Here is a 20,061-nt window from a genome sequence, read left to right as displayed (position 1 = left end):
GAACTTAGGGTTTGGCCGGGACGTTGCCAAACTCTGACGCCATGCCATCGGCGTCCTGAATCTTGAGGGTCAAGCCCTTGCGCGCCTGGAACACCTTCTCAGAGAGGGTGAAGCCCGCCGCGGCGGTGCGATCCTCTTCCACGCCGCCATTGACGCGGTCACGCTCCTTCAACACCGGCGTATAGCGCGTGCCGGCCACCTTGTGATATTCGAGCACCCGGTCCAGGTCCACTTGCGGGACCGTCTGCCCTTCCACCTCAGAGCCGTCGGCCAGGGTGGCCACGATGCGCAGCTGTTTGACCTGAAACATGGTGGAGGAGGGATTCTTCACCCGGAAGTCCACGACGGCCAGGCATGCGTTGTCGTCCGTGGGCACGATCCGCACTTTGAGGATGGAGCCTTCCAGCCGGGCCTGCGACCCGTGATTCAGCAGGACAGCCACACCCGCGAAGACGAGAACCGCCATCAGCCCCAACAGCAGATTGCGGGCGAGGGGCGGCAGGCCCGGAGGCTTCATCATGCCTTTACCAGCTCCTGGATCTTCTTCATGCAAAGATGCGCTTTCTCGATCAGCGTGCCGTCGAAGACGTGCGTCTCCAGGCCCACCTTGCCGGCATAGCCATCCTCTTCCAACTGGTGGTAGATCGCTTTCCAGTCCAGGAAATCGGGTCCGATGACCAGCGCCCGAGCCTTCATCTGGACGTTGTGGACGCGCTTGGCGGGCAGCAGTTTGTAACCGTCGGGCCACGGGGTTTCCTTCAGCCCGATGGCGTTCACCGGATCCCAGTTGATGCCGAAGGCCTTCGAGGGGACGAGTTCGCAGATGCGCTTCAGTTCGGCCGAGGTGCCCACATTGCACGACGCCTCGTTCTCGATGAGGAGTTCCACGCCTTCTTTTTCGGCGACTTTGGCCATCTCCTGCAGAACTTCGGCGATCTTGGGCAGGACGCTTTCCGGCTCTTCGACGCGCGAGAACGCGAAGACGCGAATGCCCTTCACGCCCAGGATATGAGCGGCCAGAATGGCCTTGTTCAGGGCTACCAGGCGGTCGTCGAACTGCTTCCTGTCGCGCTCCTCGCGCTTCACCTTATCCTCGGCGCTTTCGGGCCGCCTGCGCTTTGGCTCAGTGCCGGGCATGGTGAACTTGAGCATCGGCGTGTTGAGGAAGGACACGCGCAGCTTGGCGTCTTTCAGCTCCCTGGCAAAAGCGCGCAGTTCGCTCTCACCCAGGAAGGCGTAGGTACCGCCTTTGCCCGGAATGCCGCGCAATTCCACCCAGTCGATTCCGTACTGTTTGGCAAAGGCGATGGATTCGGCTGGTGACTTGCCAACCTCGTCGGTCAGCAGGCTGATGCGGGAGAGGTCGATGCGATGGCGGCCCCAGAGGGCTGGCGCGGCCAGGGCGCTGCTGAGCGCGGTGGGGAGAAAGGTTCTGCGGAGCATGAACCTAGCCAGTCTATCAGTGTCGTGGAGCCATCGTAGCGGCCCGGCGATCCTCGGGCGCGCGCAGGAAAAGTGCGCCGGCCAGCATGGGCGGCCCGGCCAGCATGACGGCCGTCAACAGCGCCGCGGCGCCGCCCTGTTGGGTGGTGAAGTTCCAGTACACGCCGAAGACGGCAATGCCCAGGGCCAGCAGCAGCGCGCCCCCTTCGCGGGGGAATCGCCAGGCGATAGCGGTGGCGCCGATGAACAGTATTCCGGGGACGGTTTGTTGAAGGACGTCGGTGAAGGAAGCGAATTCGGCCACACCGCAGGCGAAGCCGAACCAAGTCCAGAAGGCCGCCCAACAGGCTGAGATGGCCCGAGCCAGACCGGTCTCGCGATGTTGCACGTTCCACAAGGGAAAATGGATGTGCTGCATGAGCCTCTGGGGCGAAATTATACGTCCATGTGCGGGCAACCGCAATAGGTCAATCAGCAATACTAATCATGGCCGGCGTGTCATGATTTCGTTCAACAGCCCCGGAATCTCGAAAATCGCACGGTTGTGGATGCGGCCGGCATGGGCCCGCATCTCCTCCAGCCGGCCTCCGGTGAGCAGTTCGGAAGCCGCCTGGCCGATGCCGTCGAAGTTCTTCAATACCAGGCCCAACTTGTTCTCGCGCAACCACTCAGCGTTGTAGCGCTCCTGCGGAAGGGTCCAGGCGTTGCGGACCGTAATGGCGGGCAAGCCCATGTGGACCGCCTCGCTCAGGCTGCCCGGACCGGGCTTGCCGATAAAGAAATCGGACAGGCGCATCCAGCGCGGGATTTCGCTGGTAAATCCGACCACATGCTTCCTGATTCGGCTGGGCTGGGCTTCCAATTGCTTCTTCAACGACTCGTTGCGGCCGGCAATGAGGATCAGCTGTAGCTTCTGGCCGGACTCGTCGAGGCGCCTCAGGATATCCTTCATCACCCCGGTGCCGTAACCGCCGAACAGGACCAGGCCGGTGGGCGTGGAAGGATCCAGACCGGCGGCGGTGCGCTCGGCCGCGACATCCACTTCCAGCGGCTGATAGAAGCGCGGATGGAGGATCATGCCCGAAGTCTGGAAGACGCGGTTTTTGGGGTGGCCCATATCCAGCGCCTGGCGGTAAGCCCGGTCGCTGCCGCAGATGAAGTATTGATCCTGTTTCTCCATCCAGAAGGCGGGAGGGAAGTCGGCGATGTCGGTCAGGATGGTGATGTACGGGGTACCGGGGAGCGCCTGCTGCAAGCCTTCATAGATGGCGCGGTTGAAGTTGGGTACGACGCTGACGACGCCGTCGGGTGGGGCGGCCTTCGAGCGGGACTGCCACCACTCGCGCATGAGCTTCACTTCGGTGCCGTGATAGAAGCGGATGACACCCTGCATGAAGCGCAGCCCCTGTTCGGAGCCGAGGGTCCAGCCGCGGCGCAGCATCAGGTTGTAGATCTCCTGGAGATCGATGCGCAGCACCTTTTTGAACACGTCGGCGGGCGCCAGAATATCCTGCAGGTGGACCAGGCGCGGCTGCCAGGGCAGCTGTTCCTGCTCCATCGCCAACTTGAGTGCTGTGGCGGCGGCACGGTGTCCGCCCCCCGCATCAAAGAAGAGAAAATCGAGGATCGGCATGCGCTGATGTGGAGAATAGCAGAAGGCCCCCGGGCAACGCCCGGTCAGACGGAGAGCGCCATGACGAGGGTCATGTCGTCGAACTGATCGCCGGGCGCGAGCGCCGCGATGTGCGCCGTCAGTTGCTCTGGCGAAAGCGCGGGGTTGAGGCGAACAATGTCGGCAAAGCCCTGGTCGCCGAGGTCGTCGGCGCCCGGCCCGCGGGCATCGGTCACTCCATCGGAGTAGATGATGAGGCGGTCACCTGGCGAGAGCCGGGTCTCCCCGACTTCCGGCAGGAAGACGTCCAGCAGGCCGATGACGGGCGCGGTGGCTTTCAACCATTCCAGTTCGCCGGAGGCGCGCATCAGCAGGGGCGGATTGTGGCCGCAGTTCGCATAGCGCAGGACGCGCGTGGCATCGTCGTAATCGCTGAAGAACAAAGTCGCAAAGCGCTCAGGCGGGGTGGATTCCAGGAACTGGAGGTTCAAAGTCCGCAGCAGCAGCGGCAGATTCCGGGTGGCCTGCCAGGCCAGGCTGCGCAGCGCGGCTTGCAGGTTTGACATGAGCAACGCCGCCGCTATCCCTTTGCCCGAGATGTCGGCCAGCAGCAGACCCACGCGGCCCGGCGCCAGTTCCAGAAAGTCGAAGTAGTCGCCGCCGACGGCGCCGGCCTGCCGGCAATGACCGTCATATTCCAGGGTTTTGAGTGGCGGACGGCGCTGCGGCAGGAGTTGCGCCTGCACCTGGCGAGCCAGGTCGAGATCGTGTGCGACACGGCTGGCCGGCTGCGGGGCCACCACCAGATGCCGCCGCAACGTGCTGAGCAGCTTGTCGTTATCCCACGGTTTCATGACGAAATCCGTCGCGCCGCGGCGCATGGCTTCCACCGCCAGTTCGACGCTGCCCCAGGCGGTCATCACGATCACAGGGATTCGCAGGTCCAATTGCTGGAGTTGGGCGAGCGTGTTGAGCCCCTCCTCACCAGAAGTGGTATCCCTCGTGTAATTGAGGTCCATCAAGACTAAATCAGGGGGGGATTGGCGGACTGAGCTCAAAATAGCTGCCGGATGATCGGCCGTTTGAATGGTAAACCCCTCTGCTTTCAACAGGAAACGTAAGGCCAACAGGACATCCGGCTGATCGTCGGCCACCAGAATCCGCATGAGTGCTCCTCCACTGACAACAGAATCAGGGTTGCACGCCTCCGGCCATTCGCGCTACCGGCGCAAGTAATTGGTTATCAGACACATGGAGAGAAAGCGAAGGGGCGGGCAGGTGGTGGTAAACGGGCACTTGCGTCCGATTCCGAACAGTTCGATAGGCCCCCTGAAATTAGTGACTCCCGGTAGCCTATCGGGGGGAGTTGTCGGCGGGCGTGCAAGGCGCATGATGCTAAGTGAAGGGTGGGCGCAGCCCCCCGGATCTAATAAGGAGACTCTCAATGAAGAAGTTTTTTGCGACTCTGACTCTGGCGGCCTTCGCCCTGACCACGACCGTTGTCCTGGCGGACGACGCCAAGAAGGACGACACCAAGACCGAGAAGAAGGAAAAGAAGGGCAAGAAGAAGAAGGAAGAGAAGAAGGAAGAGAAGAAGTAGTATTTCTTCCACCTGCTCCTCTGGAGTCGGCCCAGCGCCCGTTCGGCCCCCGCGCCGGACGGGCGCCGCTGTTTTCAACCCTGTTCGCCCGCCCTATCCGCTACAATTGACGAACCATTTGTCGATTCTTCACGCGGCTGTCATCCCCCGAAGAGATAAAGAAGCATGAGCACGCTAGCCCATGATTTTCTTAGTTGGGTAGAGGCCACGGATCACGGCCTGATGCGGCGTGTGCACCGCTGGCGCGCTCCGCGGTGGATCAGGCTCTGGATGGTGTGTGCCACGCGAGGCGGCGACGGCTGGCTGTGGTACGCGCTGGGATTGCTGCTGCCGGTGTTTGGCGGGGCAGACGGCCGGTGGGCCGTGCTGGAAGCGGCGCTCGCCTGTTGGACGGGGATTGCGATCTTCCTTTACCTGAAGCGGGCGACCGGCCGGCGCAGGCCGTGCGCTCTGGAGCCCCATTGCTGGTCGACCCTGCTGCCGCCCGACCAGTTCAGTTTCCCGTCCGGCCACACCATTACGGCGTTCGCGGTCATCCTGCCAATTATTGGACACTTCCCGGAGGCCCGGTTCGCGCTGCAGTTCTGTGCGGTGTCGATAGCGGTGTCGAGGATCGTACTGGGCATGCACTTCCTGAGCGATGTGCTGGCCGGGGCGGCGATTGGTACCGCGTTAGGGCTGGGTTTCCACGCGGCCGGCCTGGCCCTGGGCGCCTGAGCGGCGCGATCCTCCCATCCATCCCCATCTTCCGGTCGTGAAATTTTGAGTTCCAGACGGCAAACTCAGTTTTGGACTGCTGTTGCCTGCCCCGCCTCTTCCCCCCATCACAAGCTGAATCAACGAGTTGCCCTCAAACTGGTATACTGGGCGCAGGTGCCGTTTCCAGATTACACACCTGGTGTTTCCAGTTGACCCAAATTGCCCTAATGAGATAGAGTCAATTGTTCGATAGTCATGTAAGCGCAATATTCCAGTTCGTGACCAGGTCGGAATGAAACTAAGCAATCATCTCCTTCGTACCTCGCTGGCCTGCCTGGCCACTCTGATTACCGCCTCTGGGCAAACTCCTGCACGATTAGGGCCACACACCAACGGGTTCTGGCCGGCTGGGTTCATGGCGGCCGCGAAGGCCGAGGAGACCGCCGAACCAGCGTCCAATCCTTATGTGAATCTCAAGCAGCCGGCGTTACTGCTGCCGAAAGAGATTTCCTCCGATAGCCTGACCCCCTCCCAGAAGGCCGTCCGCGACTCCGACAAGCACTTCCAGTACGGTAAGTTCTACATCCAGGAAGGCAAGATCGATGAGGCCCGCAAGGAATTCGACCAGGCCATCGACACGCTATTGGATGTACCGGAATCCACGCCGGACCGTTCGGTGGCTGAGAAGAAGTCTGAAGAGCTGATCCGGCTGATCCACCGTTATGACATCGAGTCGCTGGGCAGCGGTGAGTCCCCGGAAAGTCCTGTATTCGTCCAGTCCAACTTGCCTGAGATCCTTGACCGCACCTTCCCCATCGACCCCCGCCTGAAAGACCGTACGCTGGCCCAGGTAGCAGCCGCCTCCTCAGAACTCCCCCTGACGGTGAACGACGCCGTCCTCAGCTATATCAATTACTTTACGAGTGAGCGTGGGCGCCGCGTGATGATCTACGGCTGGAAGCATGCGGGCCGGTACAAGTCGATGATTTCGCGCATCCTGGACGAAGAAGGGGTGCCGCAGGAGTTGATCAGCCTGGCGCAGGCCGAATCCGGCTTTGTCCCGCGCGCGGTGAGCCGCGTCGCCGCCGCCGGCATGTGGCAGTTTATGCGCAGCCGGGGCACGGAATATGGCCTGAACTCCTCCGCGCTGCACGACGACCGCCTGGATCCTGAAAAAGCGACGCGCGCCGCCGCCAAGCATTTGCGTGATCTTTACTCGCAACTGGGCGACTGGTATCTGGCGATGGCCGCCTACAACTGTGGGCCGTTCTGTGTGGAGCGTGCCGTCCAGCGCACTGGTTTCGCCGATTTCTGGGAATTGCGTTCGCGCAGTGTGCTGCCCCGCGAGACGATGAACTACGTGCCGGCGATTCTGGCGATGGCGATCATCAGCAAGAACCCGGAAGCTTACGGCATCACGCCGGAGACGCCGGAGCCGGCGATGGAATACGACACGGTGCAGACCACGTGCGTCACCAGCCTGTCGCTGATTGCCGATGCGGCCGATCTGCCAGTGGCCGAGATTCGCGATCTCAACCCTTCGCTGCTGCGCAACCTGGCGCCGGGGAACTACGAAGTGCGTGTTCCGAAAACAAAAGGCAGCGTGGTTCTGGCCGCGCTCGAGTCGGTTCCTGAGTCGAAAAGAGACTCGTGGCGGCTGCACCGGGTAGCCGAAGGTGAGACGTTGACCGCGATTGCCCGCCGCTATTCGACGGCAGCGGGTTCGATCATTGCCGCCAACGCGCGTCTGGATTCTTCGTTCTTCGATGCGCCGGAAAGCGGCGAAATGCTGCTGATTCCGGCCTCTGTCCAGGTGCAGCCTGTCAAGCGCGCAGTGTCTTCCAAGGCCCGTGGGACAGCCCGCCGGGGCTATACTGCGACGGCTACGCGCATCCGTCCGGCAGCCGCGAAACGCGTCGCAGTGGTCTCCAAGACGCACAAGCCCATTAGCCGCTAAGCCTTGCGGCGGGACACCTGATCAGGTGCTTCAGACACCCCCCCTGTTGCGAAAGCTAAAAAACAAGTTATCCTAATTATGATTCGGCCAAGCAGGAGGCTTGATCGACCATGCCGCAAAGGGATATTCGTCTCTTCGATTCGTTCGACGAGGATGACACTGATTTCGACACCGCATTCAATGACGATGCGGTGGGAGAAGTGCGCAGCAATACCGCTTTCGACGATAACGATTTAGAAGAGGATAAGCCTGCACCGAGACGTGCGCCTGCCGCGCCCGTGCGGCCGGCTGCGATCGCACCGGTGGCGCCTGTGACGCCGCCAGTTGCACGCCCGGCTGAGCCGGTTCCGGCACCGCAGCCTGTGGTGAGCCGCAAACCAGCGCCGCCCGTCCGGCCCCCAGCCGCAGTTCACGCGAAGCCGGTTGAGCCGGCGGCTCCGGTAGCGAAGGTGGTTCAGCCGGACAAACCTGCCGCGGCTCCGCCGAAAGCCGAACCCAAGCGGCCCGAGCAGAAGAAGGCATCCTCTGTACAACTTCCCGTCCGCAAGGTTGGGAACGCGTCCGGAAAACCGGCCGCGAAAACAACGGCGCAACCCGCCGTCCGAAAGGTGACTAAGAAAACAGTGAAAACAGCAACGAAGAAAGCCGCCGCGCCCGCCAAGAAGGCTGCCGCGCCCGTGAAGAAGGCCGCTGCGCCCGTGAAGAAGGCCGCTGCGCCCGCCAAGAAGGCCGCTGCTCCTGCCAAGAAGGTTGCCGCACCTGCCAAGAAGGCTGCTGCTCCTGCTAAGAAGGCTGCCGCGCCCGCCAAGAAGGCCGCTGCCCCCAAGAAGGCCGCTGCCAAGAAGAAGTAGGCTCCAGATGCCGTCAAAGAACGGCACGAGAGAACCTGGACCGCCTTCTGGGCGATCTGACCGAAACCAATTCAGCCCATGCTGATGTTCAATGGGGCGCCGCCGGATGGGGCGCCCTGATCTCTTTTGGGAAGACGGTGCCGTTTAGCTTTCCTTCTTGACCACCGTCCGGCAGCGCTCAAACAGCTCGAGCAGCGTGTCGGCCTGCTCTTCCGGCGTGCGGGCGCCCTTTCCGGCAAAGCCCACTGCCTGCGAGCCACGTCCATATCCGGTGGCGGTGGCAATGAACTTCATCAGTTCCAGCGCGATTTCATCTCCACCCTTGCCGCTTTGGGTCTCGGGCGTCTTGGACTTCTCTTCCATAGTCTCTGTTGCTCCTGATAAAAATCGGCTGCCCGCGCCTTGAGCGGGTGCCGGAAACTCACTAAACGATTATCCTAGATTGCAGATGCCGGTGAACGCGACGCGGCTGGAACGCCGCATGCGTGGCGGCGCACAGGCCCAACTTTTTGCCTGTGACGACGGACGCCACTATGTCACCAAGTTCCTGGAGAACCCGCAGCACCGCCGGATTCTGGTGAACGAGTGGGTCGCGGCCGTGTTTCTGCAGCACCTGCAGATTGCCGCACCCGAGGTTCGAGTGGTCAACCTGCCGCCCGATCTGCTGGCGGTGGAGCCCGACATCTGTCTGCAGTTGGGCAACGGTCGACGAACGGTGTCGGCCGGCTGGCACTTCGGCTCGCAGTTTCCGGGCAATCCGGCCAGCGATGCGGTGTACGACTATCTGCCGGACTCCCTGCTGACCAGCGTTGTGAACCTGCGGCAGTTCCTGGGCGCCCTGGTTTTCGACAAGTGGACCTCCAATTCCGATGCCCGGCAGGCCATCTTCTTCCGGCGGCGGATTCGCGACTGGCTGGCCGAGCCGTCCGCGCCGGCGCTGCAGAAAGGCTTCATCGCGCAGATGGTCGACCACGGCTACATCTTCGATGGACCGCAGTGGGAGTTCCACGACTCGCCCATTCAGGGTTTGTACTTCCGCCCCATCGTCTATGCGCCGGTGCGGGGCCTGGACGACTTCCAGCCGTGGCTCGACCGGGCCCGCTACTGTCCGGAGAGCCTGTGCGACGACGTGCTGCGGCAGATGCCGCAGTCCTGGCTGGAGGGCGATTCCGAATTGCTGGAGGCCCTGCTCGACCGCCTGATGAGGCGCCGCGCGCGGATCGAGGATCTGCTGGTGGCCACGGTGCGAGCCAAGGCCCACTATTTTCCACTCTGGCGATGAATGAGGCGGACTCGCCCTTCGAGTAAACTGGGTAGGTGATCCGCCCCCAACTCCTCCACAACGGTCAGATCCGCCCCTCCAGCGAGTTCATACTGAATCCCGGCCAGGTAGGTTTGCTCTCCGGCTGGGGCATCTTTTCCACCATCAAAGTGGTGGAGGGCGTGTTGTTCGAATTCAAGCGCCACTGGGCCAGATTGAGCCGGGATGCAGACCTGCTGCGGGTGCCGTTCCCGTGGTCCGCGGACGAACTCGAAGACATGCTGCTACGCCTGGTGGAGGCAAACCAGGAGGCCAATGCGACCATGCGCGTGGCCATTGTCCGGAACACAGGCACCATGTGGTCCGGCCCGGTCACTGACCCGGAGTTCGACCTGATCGCCTTCACCGCGCCGCGCAGCAATTGGGGCAGCACCTGCAAACTCGGCATCGTGCCCAATGCCCGCCACGCGGCCTGCGTCTTCACGGGCACGAAGACGACGTCCTGGGCGATGAACCTCGTCTGGTATGAAGAGGCCCACCGCCGCGGCCAGGACGAAGTGGTGCTGCTGAATGAGCGGGGGGAAGTTTGTGAGTGCACCTCGGCCAACATCTTTGCCTGCTTTGGGGACACGGTGGCGACCCCGCCGCTGTCGTCCGGATGCCTTCCCGGCATTACGCGGCAGATTCTGGTCGAAAAAATACAGATTCCCGGCGTTCAAATCATCGAAAGGACAATATCCTTGGATGACTTGGAGCGAGCTGATGGTATATTCATAACGTCCAGTACTCGAGATCTCCTGCCGGTTTCAGAAGTGGAAGGCCTCGCGGTGCAGACCGGCGACCGGGTTCGGCAGTCATTGGCTGCGGAATTTGAGAAGTACGAAAGAGACTACGTCGCGCAGGCTGTCCGTAGAGCAATGGTTGGCACGTAGGGCATAGAGCCAACTAAAGATAGCTACATTGCGGAGATCTGGGATATACTGCTAAGGACCCTTACGGAGGAGGGTTGAATTGCCCAAGAGGAAGTTCGTCAACTGTCCGGAATGCGATTCTTCACGCGTGAGGAGTGTGCCCGCCCACGGGTTCCGTCAGAATCTCCTATCGTTCGTGGGGTTCTATTCCTTCCGGTGTTCTGACTGCTACCACAGATTTCTGGCAAATCCGCTGGGTGTTGCCAATGCTGGCTATGCGAAATGTCCGCGCTGCCTGCGCATGGATCTTGCCACCTGGGATCCCAAATACTACAAGCAAAGCGCCTGGATGGATTTAAAGGTATGGTTTGGCGCCCATCGCTGGCGGTGTGAGCCCTGCCGCAACAATTTCCTGAGTTGGCGGCCGAGGAAGCAGAAGTATGTGCGGCCCGCGGAACAGCAGGCGCAGCAGCAACCCATCTCACCGGCGGCGGCGGATTATCACGAATTGTACGGCGGGTAGTTGAGCAGCCGGGGCGCTGGCGGCTCGTGTTCGATTGGCGAGCTTGGGGTGTGGCTGGGGGCAAGTGGTGCGCGAACCGCGTCACCAAATGAAAATGGTTCCAAGTGACCCTCGGATTCAGCTCGTCCCCCAACCTGCATGCCAGGCTTGGACCTGTCACTTACGGCAACTTGAGCGCTGGTTCGATTGGCTCGACGCCTGCGGGATTTCCCCGCCTGCGCTTCAATGCCTCTCGCTGCGCCGGCTGTAATTGCCGAAGCGAAGTTGGAACCTCGACGCGGGCTTTTGCTCGCCCTCAAAGACTCTCCCGTTGCCGGGTCACCTTGGAGGGGTTAAAGCTCCTGCCCTACCTCTTCGATCCCGCAATGCTGATTTCATGAACCCGGTCCACCTCGGTCTCCCTCCTCGGCCAGTCTCGAGAACCTCCGGGGAGCTCTACAACCAAGATCCGTTGAACACTCTGTCAACACCACTCTCGACGGCGCTACCGATTCGTCGCTCCCTTTCAGGGCTCGCACCCCTCCAGATCAAAGCACCCGATCCGGCCTGCCGCCTAAGAAACTTACCGCAGGCAATGCCCGATTTCCCTTCGCTCCCCACCGGTGGATTCTATAAAGTTTCAACACCGGCGGATCATCGTTCCAGGTCCGCTACATTCCCTTCGGCTCGCTGTTCCGTGAACCTCTTGGAACCAACCCCAATATGCACCCGATCCGTTTTTGAGTCAAAGGAATATTGCGATTTCGTAACGGGAATCCTCAGACTTTATTTCCTTTTGAATCAGATGGATACAGGGCACGCTCTGTGCAAAGACTGTGCATAAAACGTGCGTGCCGGTTTCTGTTTCGCACGCTGGCCACGCTCCGGCTCCGGTATCATAGGACCAAGGCCCAAATTGAGCCGCCCGGCCATGCCAGCAACAAACCTTGTCCCCGGATGGACCCATCGGGCAGGAGCCGCCCGATGATGGCACGCACGCTCATGATTCTCGGGGCCGTGCTATTCACCGCCGGCCTGGCCGTCTATCTTGCCGGTAAGCTCCACATTCCATTGGGCCGGCTGCCCGGCGACATCACCATCCGCGGCAAGAATACGACCTTCTACTTCCCCATCGTCACGTGCCTGCTGCTGAGTCTGCTCTATTCCCTGGCCGTTTGGATCCTGCGCCGGAAATAGAAGTCAGTGCGCACCGGTCAGACGTGCCGGACCGCCTTCACCATGCGGCTGGCGCCGTGGGCGGTTGCTTTGACGACGTGCGCTCCACCGCCAGCCACGGCTTTGGCCGCGGCAGCGGGATAGTGTACAAAGACGTCAGCGCGGGCTGAGCCGGCCGCCAGCACCATCGCGCCAGCAGCGGCGAACGTCATCAGGGCGCCCCGCAGAGCGTTATGTCCGTGTTTCATTCTGGATCCTCTTTCCGGGCCCGGCGTCTTGTCGTGGCCGTGCCCACCCTAATGAACGCAGCCCGGCCCAGGGCGGTGACTCCCGTCGGAATGGTATTTTGGCGGCTGGTGAAGCCGGGGTGCAGTTACCCGGCGGAGGATTGCGCTTCCACCGGCAGCGGCAGTTCGACACGGATGAGAGTGCCCTGCCCCGGCTGCGAGGTGATCCGGAAACTGCCATCCAGGTGATCCACCCGCTCTTTCATGCCCAGCAGGCCTACGCCCTTGTTGGCGTTGGCGTCGAATCCGCGGCCATCGTCTTTCACCTCGACCACCACGCCCGTGTCTGTACAGCGGACACTGACCACGGCCATCGTCGCGCCGGAGTGCCGCGTCACGTTGCGCAGCGCTTCCTGGACGATTCGGTATACGGCTGTCCGATGGCTGTCAGGGAGTTCGAGATCGTCGTTGTCGGCCAGCACCTGGACGCGCACGCTGGAGGTTCGCGTCGTCTCCCGGGCCTGCCAGTGCAGCGCGGGCATCAGTCCTAAATCGTCCAGCATGGAGGGCCGCAGCAGAAGCATGATGTTGCGGATGTTCGAGATGGTCGTCTCGGCCAGGTTCTTCACGGATTCCAGAGCCGTGTGCAGCGGCTTGATGTGCGGGGGCGAGTAGTGCTGGGCTTCGCCAAGATCCACCAGCAGGGCGGAAAGCGACTGGCCTACCTCGTCGTGCAGCTCGCGCGCCAGGCTCCTGCGCTCTTCTTCCTGGACATCCACCAACCGGGCCGAGAGCTGGCCCAGGGCGGCCTTCCCCTCCTGAGCTTCCAGATACCGGCGCGCGGCCAGGCGCTCAAGCCGCATTAAGTAAAAAACCGTCAGGAATGCCAGGACCGCGGCCAGGACGGTCGCCAGCAGGATAGTCATCGACACGCGCTGGCGTAGGGTGAGGATTAACTGAGATGCGGTTTTGTCGGCCGCACGGAGATCGCTTTCCATCCTTCGCCGCAGATCGTCCAGAGGATGCATGAACCCTTCCCGACCCGGAGCCAACTGCTCAGCGAAGATGTTGTAGCTGCCGGTGCGGCCCATCGTCATCGCATTCTCGACGGCCACCGACGCGTACTCCCAATAAGAAGTGAACCTGGAGTCGAACTCGTCCAGCAGTTTCGCTTCGGCCGGATTGGCCAGTTTTCGCAGGTGATCCAGGGCGACCAGGGTATCGGCGGCAGCGGCCCGAGCGGCTTCGCCTTCCCGTTTGCGGTCGGAACTCTTTGGATCCAGCACCGCGTCGCGCACACGGGAGGCCGTCAGGCCGGCATTCAAACGCAACAGGTTCAGTTGATCGCTTTTGGCCAGGAACTCGTTGGTGCCGCCATCATCGATCTCATCAACTTCCTGCAGCACTTTCACCGAGTAGGCGTTGACCAGCACCATCAGGGCCAGCAGCCCGCCGAAGCCCATGCCGAGCAGCCAGCGGATCCGCCTGAGATTTGACCCGTGATCTTCCTGCTCGACCATGATTCAGAGTAGCGGTTTGGTCGTTCTATGGAACAGAACCGAGCTTGGCCAGCGGCCAGTAAGCGAAGACAGCTTTGCCGTAGATGGCGTCGCGCGGCACAGGTCCCCAACTACGGCTGTCGTTGGAAGAGCTGCGATGGTCGCCCAGCACGTAGTATTGCCCTTCGGGCACTTTCATCGGAGCCACGGATTGCCGGTCCCGGTACTCTTCCGGAACATAGGGCTCCTCCAACGCTTTCTGGTTCACAACCACCGTGCCTGCGCGGACCTCCACCAGGTCGCCTGGCAGCCCGATCACCCGCTTGATGTAGGACTTGGAAGGATCGCCCGGAAACCAGAAGACGACGGTGTCGCCACGCGAGACTTCTCCGAAGCCGAGGCGGTAGACGAACTTGTTGATGAACACACGTTCCTGGTCCTGCAGCGCCGGCATCATGCTGGTTCCTTCCACCTTGACGGGTTGATAAAGGAACAGAATGACGACAAGCGCAATCAGGACTGAGAGAGTCAGGTCTCTGATCCAGAATCCAGCCTGTTTCCACATCTGCGGTCAACTCCCGAACTTGGGATGCCCTGATTGAAGCATGGTAATCCAGACCTTAGCAAGGCTCCTTTGTACTGGAGCCTATGAAACTGATAGCCAATCCGGGCCGGGGGAGCGCCGGGACGCGGCCAGCCCGATCCAAGCTCCTCAATCGATTGGACGTACCGAACTGATCGAGGTTTCCATCCCACCCTTACTGCTTTGGCGCGGCAGCGGCTGGAGCCTGAGTGGAATAGCCTAGCAGCCGGCCCAGCGAGGGCAGCGGCAGCGCACCCGCAGCCAGCGCCTTGCGGTGGAACTCACCCGGTACAAACCGGGCGCCCTCGGCTTTCTCGGCCGCGGCTCGCAACTGCTTCCAGGCGCGGTAGCCGGCGAAGTAAGTGGGCAACTGGCAGGAGCTCAACTTCGCCCGCTGCAGCTTGGCCGTCGCTTCCTCTTTTTCCTGGAACGTCTTCTCCAGCATCAATTTCATGGCCTCGTCGTCGGTCATGCCCATGGTCTGCATCTTGATGTCGAGGATGGTGTTGGAGATGGCACGGAGCTGCTGCTTGCCCCAGGTCAGCGCCATTTCGGGGTTCTTATCCAGATAGCCTTCGTTGATCATCACGTCCGTGGCATAGACCGCCCAGCCCTCGACGTACGGGCCGCTGCCGAATACCGACCGCAGCACGCGCCGTGACTTGGGCTGCACGGCGTTCGAGTATTCCAACTGTACATAGTGACCCGGAATGGCTTCATGGATCGTGAGGATTCTCAACCCGTAGTCGTTGTATTCCCTCAGCTTCGACTCCACGCGATCCTTCGGCCAACTCTTGGGGATCGGAGTCAGCCAGTAGAAGGCGCCGAGTTCCGGCTGGAGGGCCGGGGCCGGATTGAAGCCGCCCACGCCGTAAATGCCGCGCATGAACCCGGGCGTCTCGATCAGCTTCAGGTTGTCCTGGCCGGGCATCTTGACGATCTTGTCTTCGTGGGATTTGAGGAAGGCCCTGGTCTCGGCCAGAGTCTTCTCGGCTTCCTTGAAGTAATCGTCCGCTTTCACATGCTTCTGGGCGATTTTGGCGAGGGTCTCACCGACGATCAGATTGAGGTCGACCGGATCCTTATGAGTGGGGTAGAACTTCACGTGCAGCGGGAGAGAGAGCATGAACATCTTCTTCCGCACGGCCAGAAGTTCCGCCTCGGCGTCCGCCAGCATCTGTTCGGGCGTGGTGTCGCTGCCCACCGCGAGTTTGAACTTCAGGTCGTAGTTCGCTTTGCCCAGCCGCCAGCCGTCGGCTCCGGTGTCCTTGACCGACTTCAAGTAGTCGTTGAAGGAATGCATCGCATCGACGGCATTCTTTGCCGCCTGGTCATATTCGGCTTTCTTGTCCGCCGGGACTCTTGCGGGAATGACTTTCTCAACCAGGGCCAGATTGCCCTCATTTTCTTCGATCGCCACATGAGTCCAGACGGTGTTGGAATCCACCAGCGTCTTCCGCGCGGAAGCCAGAAACGCGGGTACGGCCTTCAACCGGTCGATGATGTGCTGGTAGCGTTGCGCTTCCGGAGCGTATTCAACGCTGTAGGGCGTGAAGATGGAATTCCCGATGAGTTCAACATAGACGGTCGGGTTGTGCTGGAACGACTGGATGGTGTCGAGGTCGAGCAGGGCATAGTCCACTTGGCCTTGCATCATCTCGAGATCCGCTTTGGAATCAGCGTCCAAAGATGACTGATCGATAGCCGCCAGGCGCGCCTTCCAGTCGTGGAAGTGCTTCCGCTGCTTCTCCAGGCCTTCGGCCGAATAGTCATCCAGGATGGAATCGAGCACAACTCCGTTGTGCTGGTGGTAGCCGGAGGAGGTCGCCGCGACAGGCGAAAGAGCTAATGTTGAATATACAAAATCGCCCGTAAGTTTTTCAAAGTCGACAGCTTGTGTCTGCTGCTTCGCGCCGCCGCAGCCACTGAGGGCGAGCGCCACGACGAGTCCGGCCGGCCAATACTTCCGCATACCGACAAGTCTACCAGCGGGGCGAAGGTTGGAATTCGGCTAGTCTGAAAAAGATGTCACTGTGTTTTTTGCTCGCCCTCCAAATGGCTGCCGTTCCGCCCATGCCGCCGCAATCGCAAGCCGAAACCGCCACCATGCAGGCCGCGCAATCGCTCGCCGAGAGCACCATGGCCGCTCCGAAAGACCTGCGAACGCACGCAGAAGCGACCGGCTACCGGGAGACCGGCAGCTACGAAGAGGCTGTTGCCTTCTATCGCCGCCTGGAGAAACTCTCCCCGTTGGCTAGGCTGGTACCCCTTGGGGAGACTGGGGAAGGCCGCACGTTATACGCCCTAATCGTCTCCAAGGAAAAGGCTTTTACGCCGGAGACGGCTCGCCGGACCGGCAAGCCGGTGGTCCTGCTGCAGAACGGGATCCATGCCGGGGAGAATGGCGGCAAAGACGCGGCTATGATGCTGCTGCGGGATGTGCTGGTTACGAAACGCCATGCCGCGTGGCTCGACCACGCCATTCTGATCTCAATCGTGGTGTTTAATGCCGACGGGCATGAGCATGTCTCCGGTTATAACCGGATCAACGAGAACGGCCCGGCGAAGATGGGCTTCCGTGTCAACGCCAACCGTCTCAATTTGAATCGGGATTACATCAAGGCCGGGACGCCCGAGATGCGGGCTTGGCTCAAGCTGTACACGGCGTGGCTGCCTGACTTTCTGGTCGACAATCATGTGACGGACGGCAGCGACAACCAATATGACGTCACCATCGCCACACACACGGAACAGGACATCGCGCCCGAGGTAGGCGAATGGGTAGCGAAGAAGTACTTAGCCAGGTTGATCCCGGAGATGGAGAAGCTGGGGCATGTGGTGGGCTGGTATATCGAAGGCCGCGGCCGGAACGGCGACGCACTGGCCGTGATGACCGCGTCTCCGCGCTATTCCACGGGCTATGCGGCCGCGCAGAACCGGGCGGCGTTGCTGGTGGAGACGCATTCACTGAAGTCGTTCAAAACGAGAATCTGGTCTCATTACGACATCATGGCGGTATCCCTGGATGCGATTTGCGCTGAGGCGAAGGCGCTGCGCGCGGCGTCGCTGGCGGCGGATCAACGGTATGAAGCGCTGAAGCCGGGGGAGAAGGTCTTCCTGGAGGGTGCGCCGGGCGACAAGTCGGAACCGTATGTCCAACGGCTGCTGGCCTTTGAGCGGCCGGTCAGCACGGTATCCGGAGGGCCAGTGGCGCGGTACTCCTCGAAGCCGGTTGACCAGCCGGTGCAGTTGGTGCGGAGCCTGGCTGAGAAAGTGGCGCCGGCGGCCCCGGCCGGATACCTTGTTCCCAGGCAATGGAACGAAGTTATCGAATTGCTTCATTTGCATGGTATTAAGACGCAAACCATCAACAAACCATTGAAGCGAAAAATGGAGGTGATGAGGGTGGAGAATGTGCGCTGGGCGGCTGCGCCGTTCGAAGGGCGATTCCAGGTGCAATCGTTCAGCACGCGCAATGCGACCCAGATGGTAGAGATTCCGGCGGGCAGCGTGTATGTTCCAGCGGCACAGCGGGCGGGCAAGCTGGCGATGCAGATCCTGGAACCGGCGGCTCCGGATTCAGCGGTGCGCTGGGGCTTCTTCCAGTCTGTATTCGAGCAGAAAGAGTACTTTAGCGACTATGTCTTCGAGCCATACGCGGTGGAGATGCTCAAACAGGATGCGGCGCTGAAGGCGGAGTTCGATGCCAAGGTGCAGTCCGATGCGACATTCGCCAAAAACCCCCGGGCCCGGCTGCTGTGGCTGTTCCAGCGGTCGCCGTACTTTGAACCTGACAAGGACACTTACCCGGTGCTTCGTGTGACTCCGGCGGAACTGCCGGCGGTGACTTCCGCCCTGGGTTCCCGCTAATTCGCGCGGAAGAACGCGATCACCCGCCGCTCGAATTCGACAGGTGCCCGCACGCTGGCGTCCACGTGATCGCCGTCGGGCACCTCCCAAAGCTGAATGCGAGTGGGGTTGGCTGCTGCCAGGACCCGGCTGTGCTCGATGGGAATGTTCTCATCCTTGGCGCCATGAATGAGCAGGATAGGAATTCCAGGCTTACTCACTTGTTTCAATGGAGATGCATCACTAAAGCTCAACCCATACCTTAATCGGGCATAGACGAATGCACCGGCCACAAAAGGCGTCGAGGCGAAGCCGACCAACTGGCCCACACGGTGGTTGGCCACCATCCAGAACGTGGCAAAGGGACTCTCGGCCACGACCGCCCGAAAGCGCGTGCCTGGACCGGAGGCTTGCAGGAGTGTCCCGGAGCCCATCGATTCGCCCAGGCCGTATAACTTGCTGCCGGGGCTCGACTTCTCCACCCAGTCACACCAGCGATTCAGGTCGCCGACTTCCTTGAGGCCGAAGGTGAACTGGTCGCCGCCGCTGATGCCATGGCCGCGGCTGTCCGGCGCCAGCGCTCCGAAGCCGTTTCGCTGGAGCATCGCGATGATACCCGCGAAGCCGTGGCGGGAATCCGCTACACCATGCAGCAGGACAACCACCGGCGCGCCGGGGTCCCTGGGCGGAAACCAGGAGGCCCTGAGCGGGATGCCATCGGCGGCCTGGATCTCGACCGGAAAGCCGAAGCCGGCCCGCGGCGTGGACCGCATATCGGCCGGCAGGCGCAGGGCATTCTCACAGAGAACGACACCGCCGAGACAGGAGACCGCGACACCGATGACCAGAGCCTCGATCAATAGGATCCGGATCCGGCGCTTCATTCCGACTTCGGCCCCTGCACTACCTCCAGGAAGGCGTTGGCGGCATGGCTGAGGGCGCGCCTCGCTGGGTAAACCAAGCGGATCTTACGATCTACACGTAATTCTTCAACTTCTACTTCAGCCAGTAGACCCTGCTCCAGCTCCTGCTCCACGCACATCTTGGGCAGGAAGGCGACGCCCTCGTTCTTCTGCACCATCTTCCGGATGGTCTCCACCGTGGGCATCTCGACGTCCATGTTGAGCTGAACTTTGGCGCGCTGGAAAGCCTTGATGACCACCTCGCGATAGGGGCTCAGGACGTTGTGGGCGATGAAGGTCTCCATCCCGAGTTCCTTGATGGAGATGGATTTCCTACCGGCGAAGCGGTGCTGCGGCGAGAGAACGAACGAGAGGTGATCGATGTAGATAATGCGGTTTTCCAGGCGGTCGTCTTCAGGATCGTAGCTGACTACGCCTAACTCCAGGTCCCCGTCGATCAACTGGGCGGGAACCTTACTGGAGAGGGTGCGCCGCACCTGCACTTTGACCTTCGGGTAAAGCCTTCGATAACTCTCGATATGTTTTAGCAAATAAAGGCATGTGGACTCATTGGCGCCGATGGAGAGACGGCCGGCTGCCATGTCGCGCAGCTCGGCCAGCGCGTTGTCCATTTCGCGTTCCAGGTTCTCAAAGCGGCGGCAGTATTCCAGGACGATCTTGCCGGCATCGGTGAGGACGAGTTCGCGACCTGTGCGATCGAGGAGTTTTTCGGAAAGCTCTGCCTCCAACCGCTGCACAGCCAGGGAGATGGCCGGCTGTGTCCGGAGCAGTTTCTCTCCGGCGCGCGAGAAACTCTTTTCGGTTGCTACAGTTAGGAAAACTTTCAGTGGATATAGTTCCATACGTCCAGCCTAGGGGCGACCCTAGCGCCCATTTACAGAACTTATTATATTCGTCTCAGTTATTCTGGACAAGCACATTATAAATTTGTCAAATTGGACCTTCCACCCCACAATGAAGATAGTTGG

The 20,061-nt window shown here is 61.1% G+C and carries 21 protein-coding genes; 9 read left to right on the top strand and 12 right to left on the bottom strand.

All coding sequences use genetic code 11. The features are described from left to right. Nucleotides 1-4: 4 nt before the first annotated feature. The 5 genes from ACR9Y2_RS19525 to ACR9Y2_RS19505 form a co-directional block, all read right to left on the bottom strand. Nucleotides 5-520, bottom strand: a complete 516-nt coding sequence (locus ACR9Y2_RS19525) for a hypothetical protein (protein ID WP_435043276.1) — start codon at nucleotides 518-520, stop codon at nucleotides 5-7. Beyond that, the gene (locus ACR9Y2_RS19520; RefSeq protein WP_435043275.1) at nucleotides 517-1,443 is read right to left on the bottom strand and encodes a sugar phosphate isomerase/epimerase family protein; all 927 of its coding nucleotides are present in this window, start codon (nucleotides 1,441-1,443) and stop codon (nucleotides 517-519) included. The genes ACR9Y2_RS19525 and ACR9Y2_RS19520 overlap by 4 nt, the downstream gene beginning before the upstream one ends. 16 nt (nucleotides 1,444-1,459) lie before the next feature. Beyond that, the gene (locus ACR9Y2_RS19515; RefSeq protein WP_435043274.1) at nucleotides 1,460-1,861 is read right to left on the bottom strand and encodes a DUF7670 domain-containing protein; all 402 of its coding nucleotides are present in this window, start codon (nucleotides 1,859-1,861) and stop codon (nucleotides 1,460-1,462) included. A 66-nt stretch (nucleotides 1,862-1,927) separates the two neighbouring features. Next, nucleotides 1,928-3,076 (bottom strand): glycosyltransferase, encoded by a 1,149-nt coding sequence (locus tag ACR9Y2_RS19510; RefSeq protein ID WP_435043273.1) that lies wholly within the window; start codon nucleotides 3,074-3,076, stop codon nucleotides 1,928-1,930. A gap of 44 nt (nucleotides 3,077-3,120) precedes the next feature. Further along, nucleotides 3,121-4,221 carry a PP2C family protein-serine/threonine phosphatase gene (locus tag ACR9Y2_RS19505; protein ID WP_435043272.1) on the bottom strand — a complete coding sequence of 367 codons (1,101 nt, stop codon included), beginning with the start codon at nucleotides 4,219-4,221 and terminating at the stop codon, nucleotides 3,121-3,123. Nucleotides 4,222-4,499: 278 nt separating this feature from the next. Here ACR9Y2_RS19505 and ACR9Y2_RS19500 point away from each other — a divergent pair, with 278 nt between their 5' ends. The 4 genes from ACR9Y2_RS19500 (at nucleotide 4,500) to ACR9Y2_RS19485 (ending at nucleotide 8,162) form a co-directional block, all read left to right on the top strand. Then, the gene (locus ACR9Y2_RS19500; RefSeq protein ID WP_435043271.1) at nucleotides 4,500-4,655 is read left to right on the top strand and encodes a hypothetical protein; all 156 of its coding nucleotides are present in this window, start codon (nucleotides 4,500-4,502) and stop codon (nucleotides 4,653-4,655) included. A gap of 165 nt (nucleotides 4,656-4,820) precedes the next feature. Then, entirely contained in the window at nucleotides 4,821-5,372 is a 552-nt protein-coding gene (locus ACR9Y2_RS19495) for a phosphatase PAP2 family protein (RefSeq protein ID WP_435043269.1), read from the top strand. 397 nt (nucleotides 5,373-5,769) lie between these two features. Beyond that, complete coding sequence (locus ACR9Y2_RS19490) at nucleotides 5,770-7,311, top strand: transglycosylase SLT domain-containing protein (protein WP_435043268.1); 1,542 nt, start codon at nucleotides 5,770-5,772, stop codon at nucleotides 7,309-7,311. Between the two features lie 110 nt (nucleotides 7,312-7,421). Next, entirely contained in the window at nucleotides 7,422-8,162 is a 741-nt protein-coding gene (locus tag ACR9Y2_RS19485) for a hypothetical protein (RefSeq protein WP_435043267.1), read from the top strand. Nucleotides 8,163-8,306: 144 nt separating this feature from the next. On the opposite strand, the gene ACR9Y2_RS19480 is transcribed toward ACR9Y2_RS19485, so the two are convergent. After that, on the bottom strand, nucleotides 8,307-8,525 hold the full coding sequence (locus ACR9Y2_RS19480) for a hypothetical protein (protein ID WP_435043266.1): 219 nt from the start codon (nucleotides 8,523-8,525) through the stop codon (nucleotides 8,307-8,309). Between the two features lie 85 nt (nucleotides 8,526-8,610). Between ACR9Y2_RS19480 and ACR9Y2_RS19475 the strand changes: the two genes are divergently transcribed. The 4 genes from ACR9Y2_RS19475 to ACR9Y2_RS19460 all read left to right on the top strand — a co-directional run bounded on the left by ACR9Y2_RS19475 (nucleotide 8,611) and on the right by ACR9Y2_RS19460 (nucleotide 12,033). Beyond that, complete coding sequence (locus ACR9Y2_RS19475; RefSeq protein ID WP_435043265.1) at nucleotides 8,611-9,444, top strand: HipA family kinase; 834 nt, start codon at nucleotides 8,611-8,613, stop codon at nucleotides 9,442-9,444. 35 nt (nucleotides 9,445-9,479) lie between these two features. After that, complete coding sequence (locus ACR9Y2_RS19470) at nucleotides 9,480-10,355, top strand: aminotransferase class IV (RefSeq protein WP_435043264.1); 876 nt, start codon at nucleotides 9,480-9,482, stop codon at nucleotides 10,353-10,355. A 280-nt stretch (nucleotides 10,356-10,635) separates the two neighbouring features. Further along, nucleotides 10,636-10,857, top strand: a complete 222-nt coding sequence (locus tag ACR9Y2_RS19465) for a hypothetical protein (protein ID WP_435043263.1) — start codon at nucleotides 10,636-10,638, stop codon at nucleotides 10,855-10,857. Nucleotides 10,858-11,820: 963 nt separating this feature from the next. Further along, entirely contained in the window at nucleotides 11,821-12,033 is a 213-nt protein-coding gene (locus ACR9Y2_RS19460) for a DUF2905 domain-containing protein (protein WP_435043262.1), read from the top strand. A 17-nt stretch (nucleotides 12,034-12,050) separates the two neighbouring features. Here ACR9Y2_RS19460 and ACR9Y2_RS19455 read toward each other — a convergent pair whose 3' ends face one another. The 4 genes from ACR9Y2_RS19455 to ACR9Y2_RS19440 all read right to left on the bottom strand — a co-directional run bounded on the left by ACR9Y2_RS19455 (nucleotide 12,051) and on the right by ACR9Y2_RS19440 (nucleotide 16,293). Next, a complete protein-coding gene (locus ACR9Y2_RS19455) occupies nucleotides 12,051-12,260 on the bottom strand; it encodes a hypothetical protein (RefSeq protein ID WP_435043261.1) in 210 nt (69 codons plus the stop codon). Between the two features lie 125 nt (nucleotides 12,261-12,385). Next, the gene (locus ACR9Y2_RS19450) at nucleotides 12,386-13,759 is read right to left on the bottom strand and encodes a sensor histidine kinase (RefSeq protein ID WP_435043260.1); all 1,374 of its coding nucleotides are present in this window, start codon (nucleotides 13,757-13,759) and stop codon (nucleotides 12,386-12,388) included. A gap of 25 nt (nucleotides 13,760-13,784) precedes the next feature. Continuing rightward, the gene (gene lepB / locus ACR9Y2_RS19445; RefSeq protein WP_435043259.1) at nucleotides 13,785-14,303 is read right to left on the bottom strand and encodes a signal peptidase I; all 519 of its coding nucleotides are present in this window, start codon (nucleotides 14,301-14,303) and stop codon (nucleotides 13,785-13,787) included. 193 nt (nucleotides 14,304-14,496) lie between these two features. Continuing rightward, complete coding sequence (locus ACR9Y2_RS19440) at nucleotides 14,497-16,293, bottom strand: DUF885 domain-containing protein (RefSeq protein WP_435043258.1); 1,797 nt, start codon at nucleotides 16,291-16,293, stop codon at nucleotides 14,497-14,499. Nucleotides 16,294-16,346: 53 nt separating this feature from the next. On the opposite strand from ACR9Y2_RS19440, the gene ACR9Y2_RS19435 reads away from it, so the two are divergent. After that, on the top strand, nucleotides 16,347-18,191 hold the full coding sequence (locus tag ACR9Y2_RS19435; RefSeq protein ID WP_435043257.1) for a M14 family metallopeptidase: 1,845 nt from the start codon (nucleotides 16,347-16,349) through the stop codon (nucleotides 18,189-18,191). Here the strand turns inward: ACR9Y2_RS19435 and ACR9Y2_RS19430 are convergent. Continuing rightward, nucleotides 18,188-19,054 (bottom strand): alpha/beta hydrolase, encoded by an 867-nt coding sequence (locus tag ACR9Y2_RS19430; RefSeq protein WP_435043256.1) that lies wholly within the window; start codon nucleotides 19,052-19,054, stop codon nucleotides 18,188-18,190. The two genes, ACR9Y2_RS19435 and ACR9Y2_RS19430, sit on opposite strands and share 4 nt — an antisense overlap. Then, the gene (locus ACR9Y2_RS19425; protein ID WP_435043255.1) at nucleotides 19,051-19,935 is read right to left on the bottom strand and encodes a LysR family transcriptional regulator; all 885 of its coding nucleotides are present in this window, start codon (nucleotides 19,933-19,935) and stop codon (nucleotides 19,051-19,053) included. The genes ACR9Y2_RS19430 and ACR9Y2_RS19425 overlap by 4 nt, the downstream gene beginning before the upstream one ends. Nucleotides 19,936-20,061 lie beyond the last annotated feature (126 nt).

The sequence above is a fragment of the Paludibaculum fermentans genome, assembly GCF_051172195.1.
Taxonomy (GTDB): Bacteria; Acidobacteriota; Terriglobia; order Bryobacterales; family Bryobacteraceae; genus Paludibaculum; species Paludibaculum fermentans_A.
Note: the sequence above shows the minus strand (reverse complement) of the source record. Positions and strands in the feature narration are given on the sequence as shown.

Excerpts from the sequence above, each read along its gene's own strand:
- ACR9Y2_RS19490 (WP_435043268.1), top strand. The coding sequence starts at position 5,770 with ATGGCGGCCGCGAAGGCCGAGGAGACCGCCGAACCAGCGTCCAATCCT.
- ACR9Y2_RS19510 (WP_435043273.1), bottom strand. The coding sequence starts at position 3,076 with ATGCCGATCCTCGATTTTCTCTTCTTTGATGCGGGGGGCGGACACCGT.
- ACR9Y2_RS19450 (WP_435043260.1), bottom strand. The coding sequence starts at position 13,759 with ATGGTCGAGCAGGAAGATCACGGGTCAAATCTCAGGCGGATCCGCTGG.
- ACR9Y2_RS19500 (WP_435043271.1), top strand. The coding sequence starts at position 4,500 with ATGAAGAAGTTTTTTGCGACTCTGACTCTGGCGGCCTTCGCCCTGACC.
- ACR9Y2_RS19475 (WP_435043265.1), top strand. The coding sequence starts at position 8,611 with ATGCCGGTGAACGCGACGCGGCTGGAACGCCGCATGCGTGGCGGCGCA.
- ACR9Y2_RS19440 (WP_435043258.1), bottom strand. The coding sequence starts at position 16,293 with ATGCGGAAGTATTGGCCGGCCGGACTCGTCGTGGCGCTCGCCCTCAGT.
- ACR9Y2_RS19425 (WP_435043255.1), bottom strand. The coding sequence starts at position 19,935 with ATGGAACTATATCCACTGAAAGTTTTCCTAACTGTAGCAACCGAAAAG.
- ACR9Y2_RS19520 (WP_435043275.1), bottom strand. The coding sequence starts at position 1,443 with ATGCTCCGCAGAACCTTTCTCCCCACCGCGCTCAGCAGCGCCCTGGCC.
- ACR9Y2_RS19505 (WP_435043272.1), bottom strand. The coding sequence starts at position 4,221 with ATGCGGATTCTGGTGGCCGACGATCAGCCGGATGTCCTGTTGGCCTTA.
- ACR9Y2_RS19480 (WP_435043266.1), bottom strand. The coding sequence starts at position 8,525 with ATGGAAGAGAAGTCCAAGACGCCCGAGACCCAAAGCGGCAAGGGTGGA.
- ACR9Y2_RS19430 (WP_435043256.1), bottom strand. The coding sequence starts at position 19,054 with ATGAAGCGCCGGATCCGGATCCTATTGATCGAGGCTCTGGTCATCGGT.
- ACR9Y2_RS19515 (WP_435043274.1), bottom strand. The coding sequence starts at position 1,861 with ATGCAGCACATCCATTTTCCCTTGTGGAACGTGCAACATCGCGAGACC.
- ACR9Y2_RS19495 (WP_435043269.1), top strand. The coding sequence starts at position 4,821 with ATGAGCACGCTAGCCCATGATTTTCTTAGTTGGGTAGAGGCCACGGAT.
- lepB (WP_435043259.1), bottom strand. The coding sequence starts at position 14,303 with ATGTGGAAACAGGCTGGATTCTGGATCAGAGACCTGACTCTCTCAGTC.
- ACR9Y2_RS19465 (WP_435043263.1), top strand. The coding sequence starts at position 10,636 with ATGGATCTTGCCACCTGGGATCCCAAATACTACAAGCAAAGCGCCTGG.
- ACR9Y2_RS19460 (WP_435043262.1), top strand. The coding sequence starts at position 11,821 with ATGATGGCACGCACGCTCATGATTCTCGGGGCCGTGCTATTCACCGCC.
- ACR9Y2_RS19525 (WP_435043276.1), bottom strand. The coding sequence starts at position 520 with ATGATGAAGCCTCCGGGCCTGCCGCCCCTCGCCCGCAATCTGCTGTTG.
- ACR9Y2_RS19435 (WP_435043257.1), top strand. The coding sequence starts at position 16,347 with ATGTCACTGTGTTTTTTGCTCGCCCTCCAAATGGCTGCCGTTCCGCCC.
- ACR9Y2_RS19485 (WP_435043267.1), top strand. The coding sequence starts at position 7,422 with ATGCCGCAAAGGGATATTCGTCTCTTCGATTCGTTCGACGAGGATGAC.
- ACR9Y2_RS19455 (WP_435043261.1), bottom strand. The coding sequence starts at position 12,260 with ATGAAACACGGACATAACGCTCTGCGGGGCGCCCTGATGACGTTCGCC.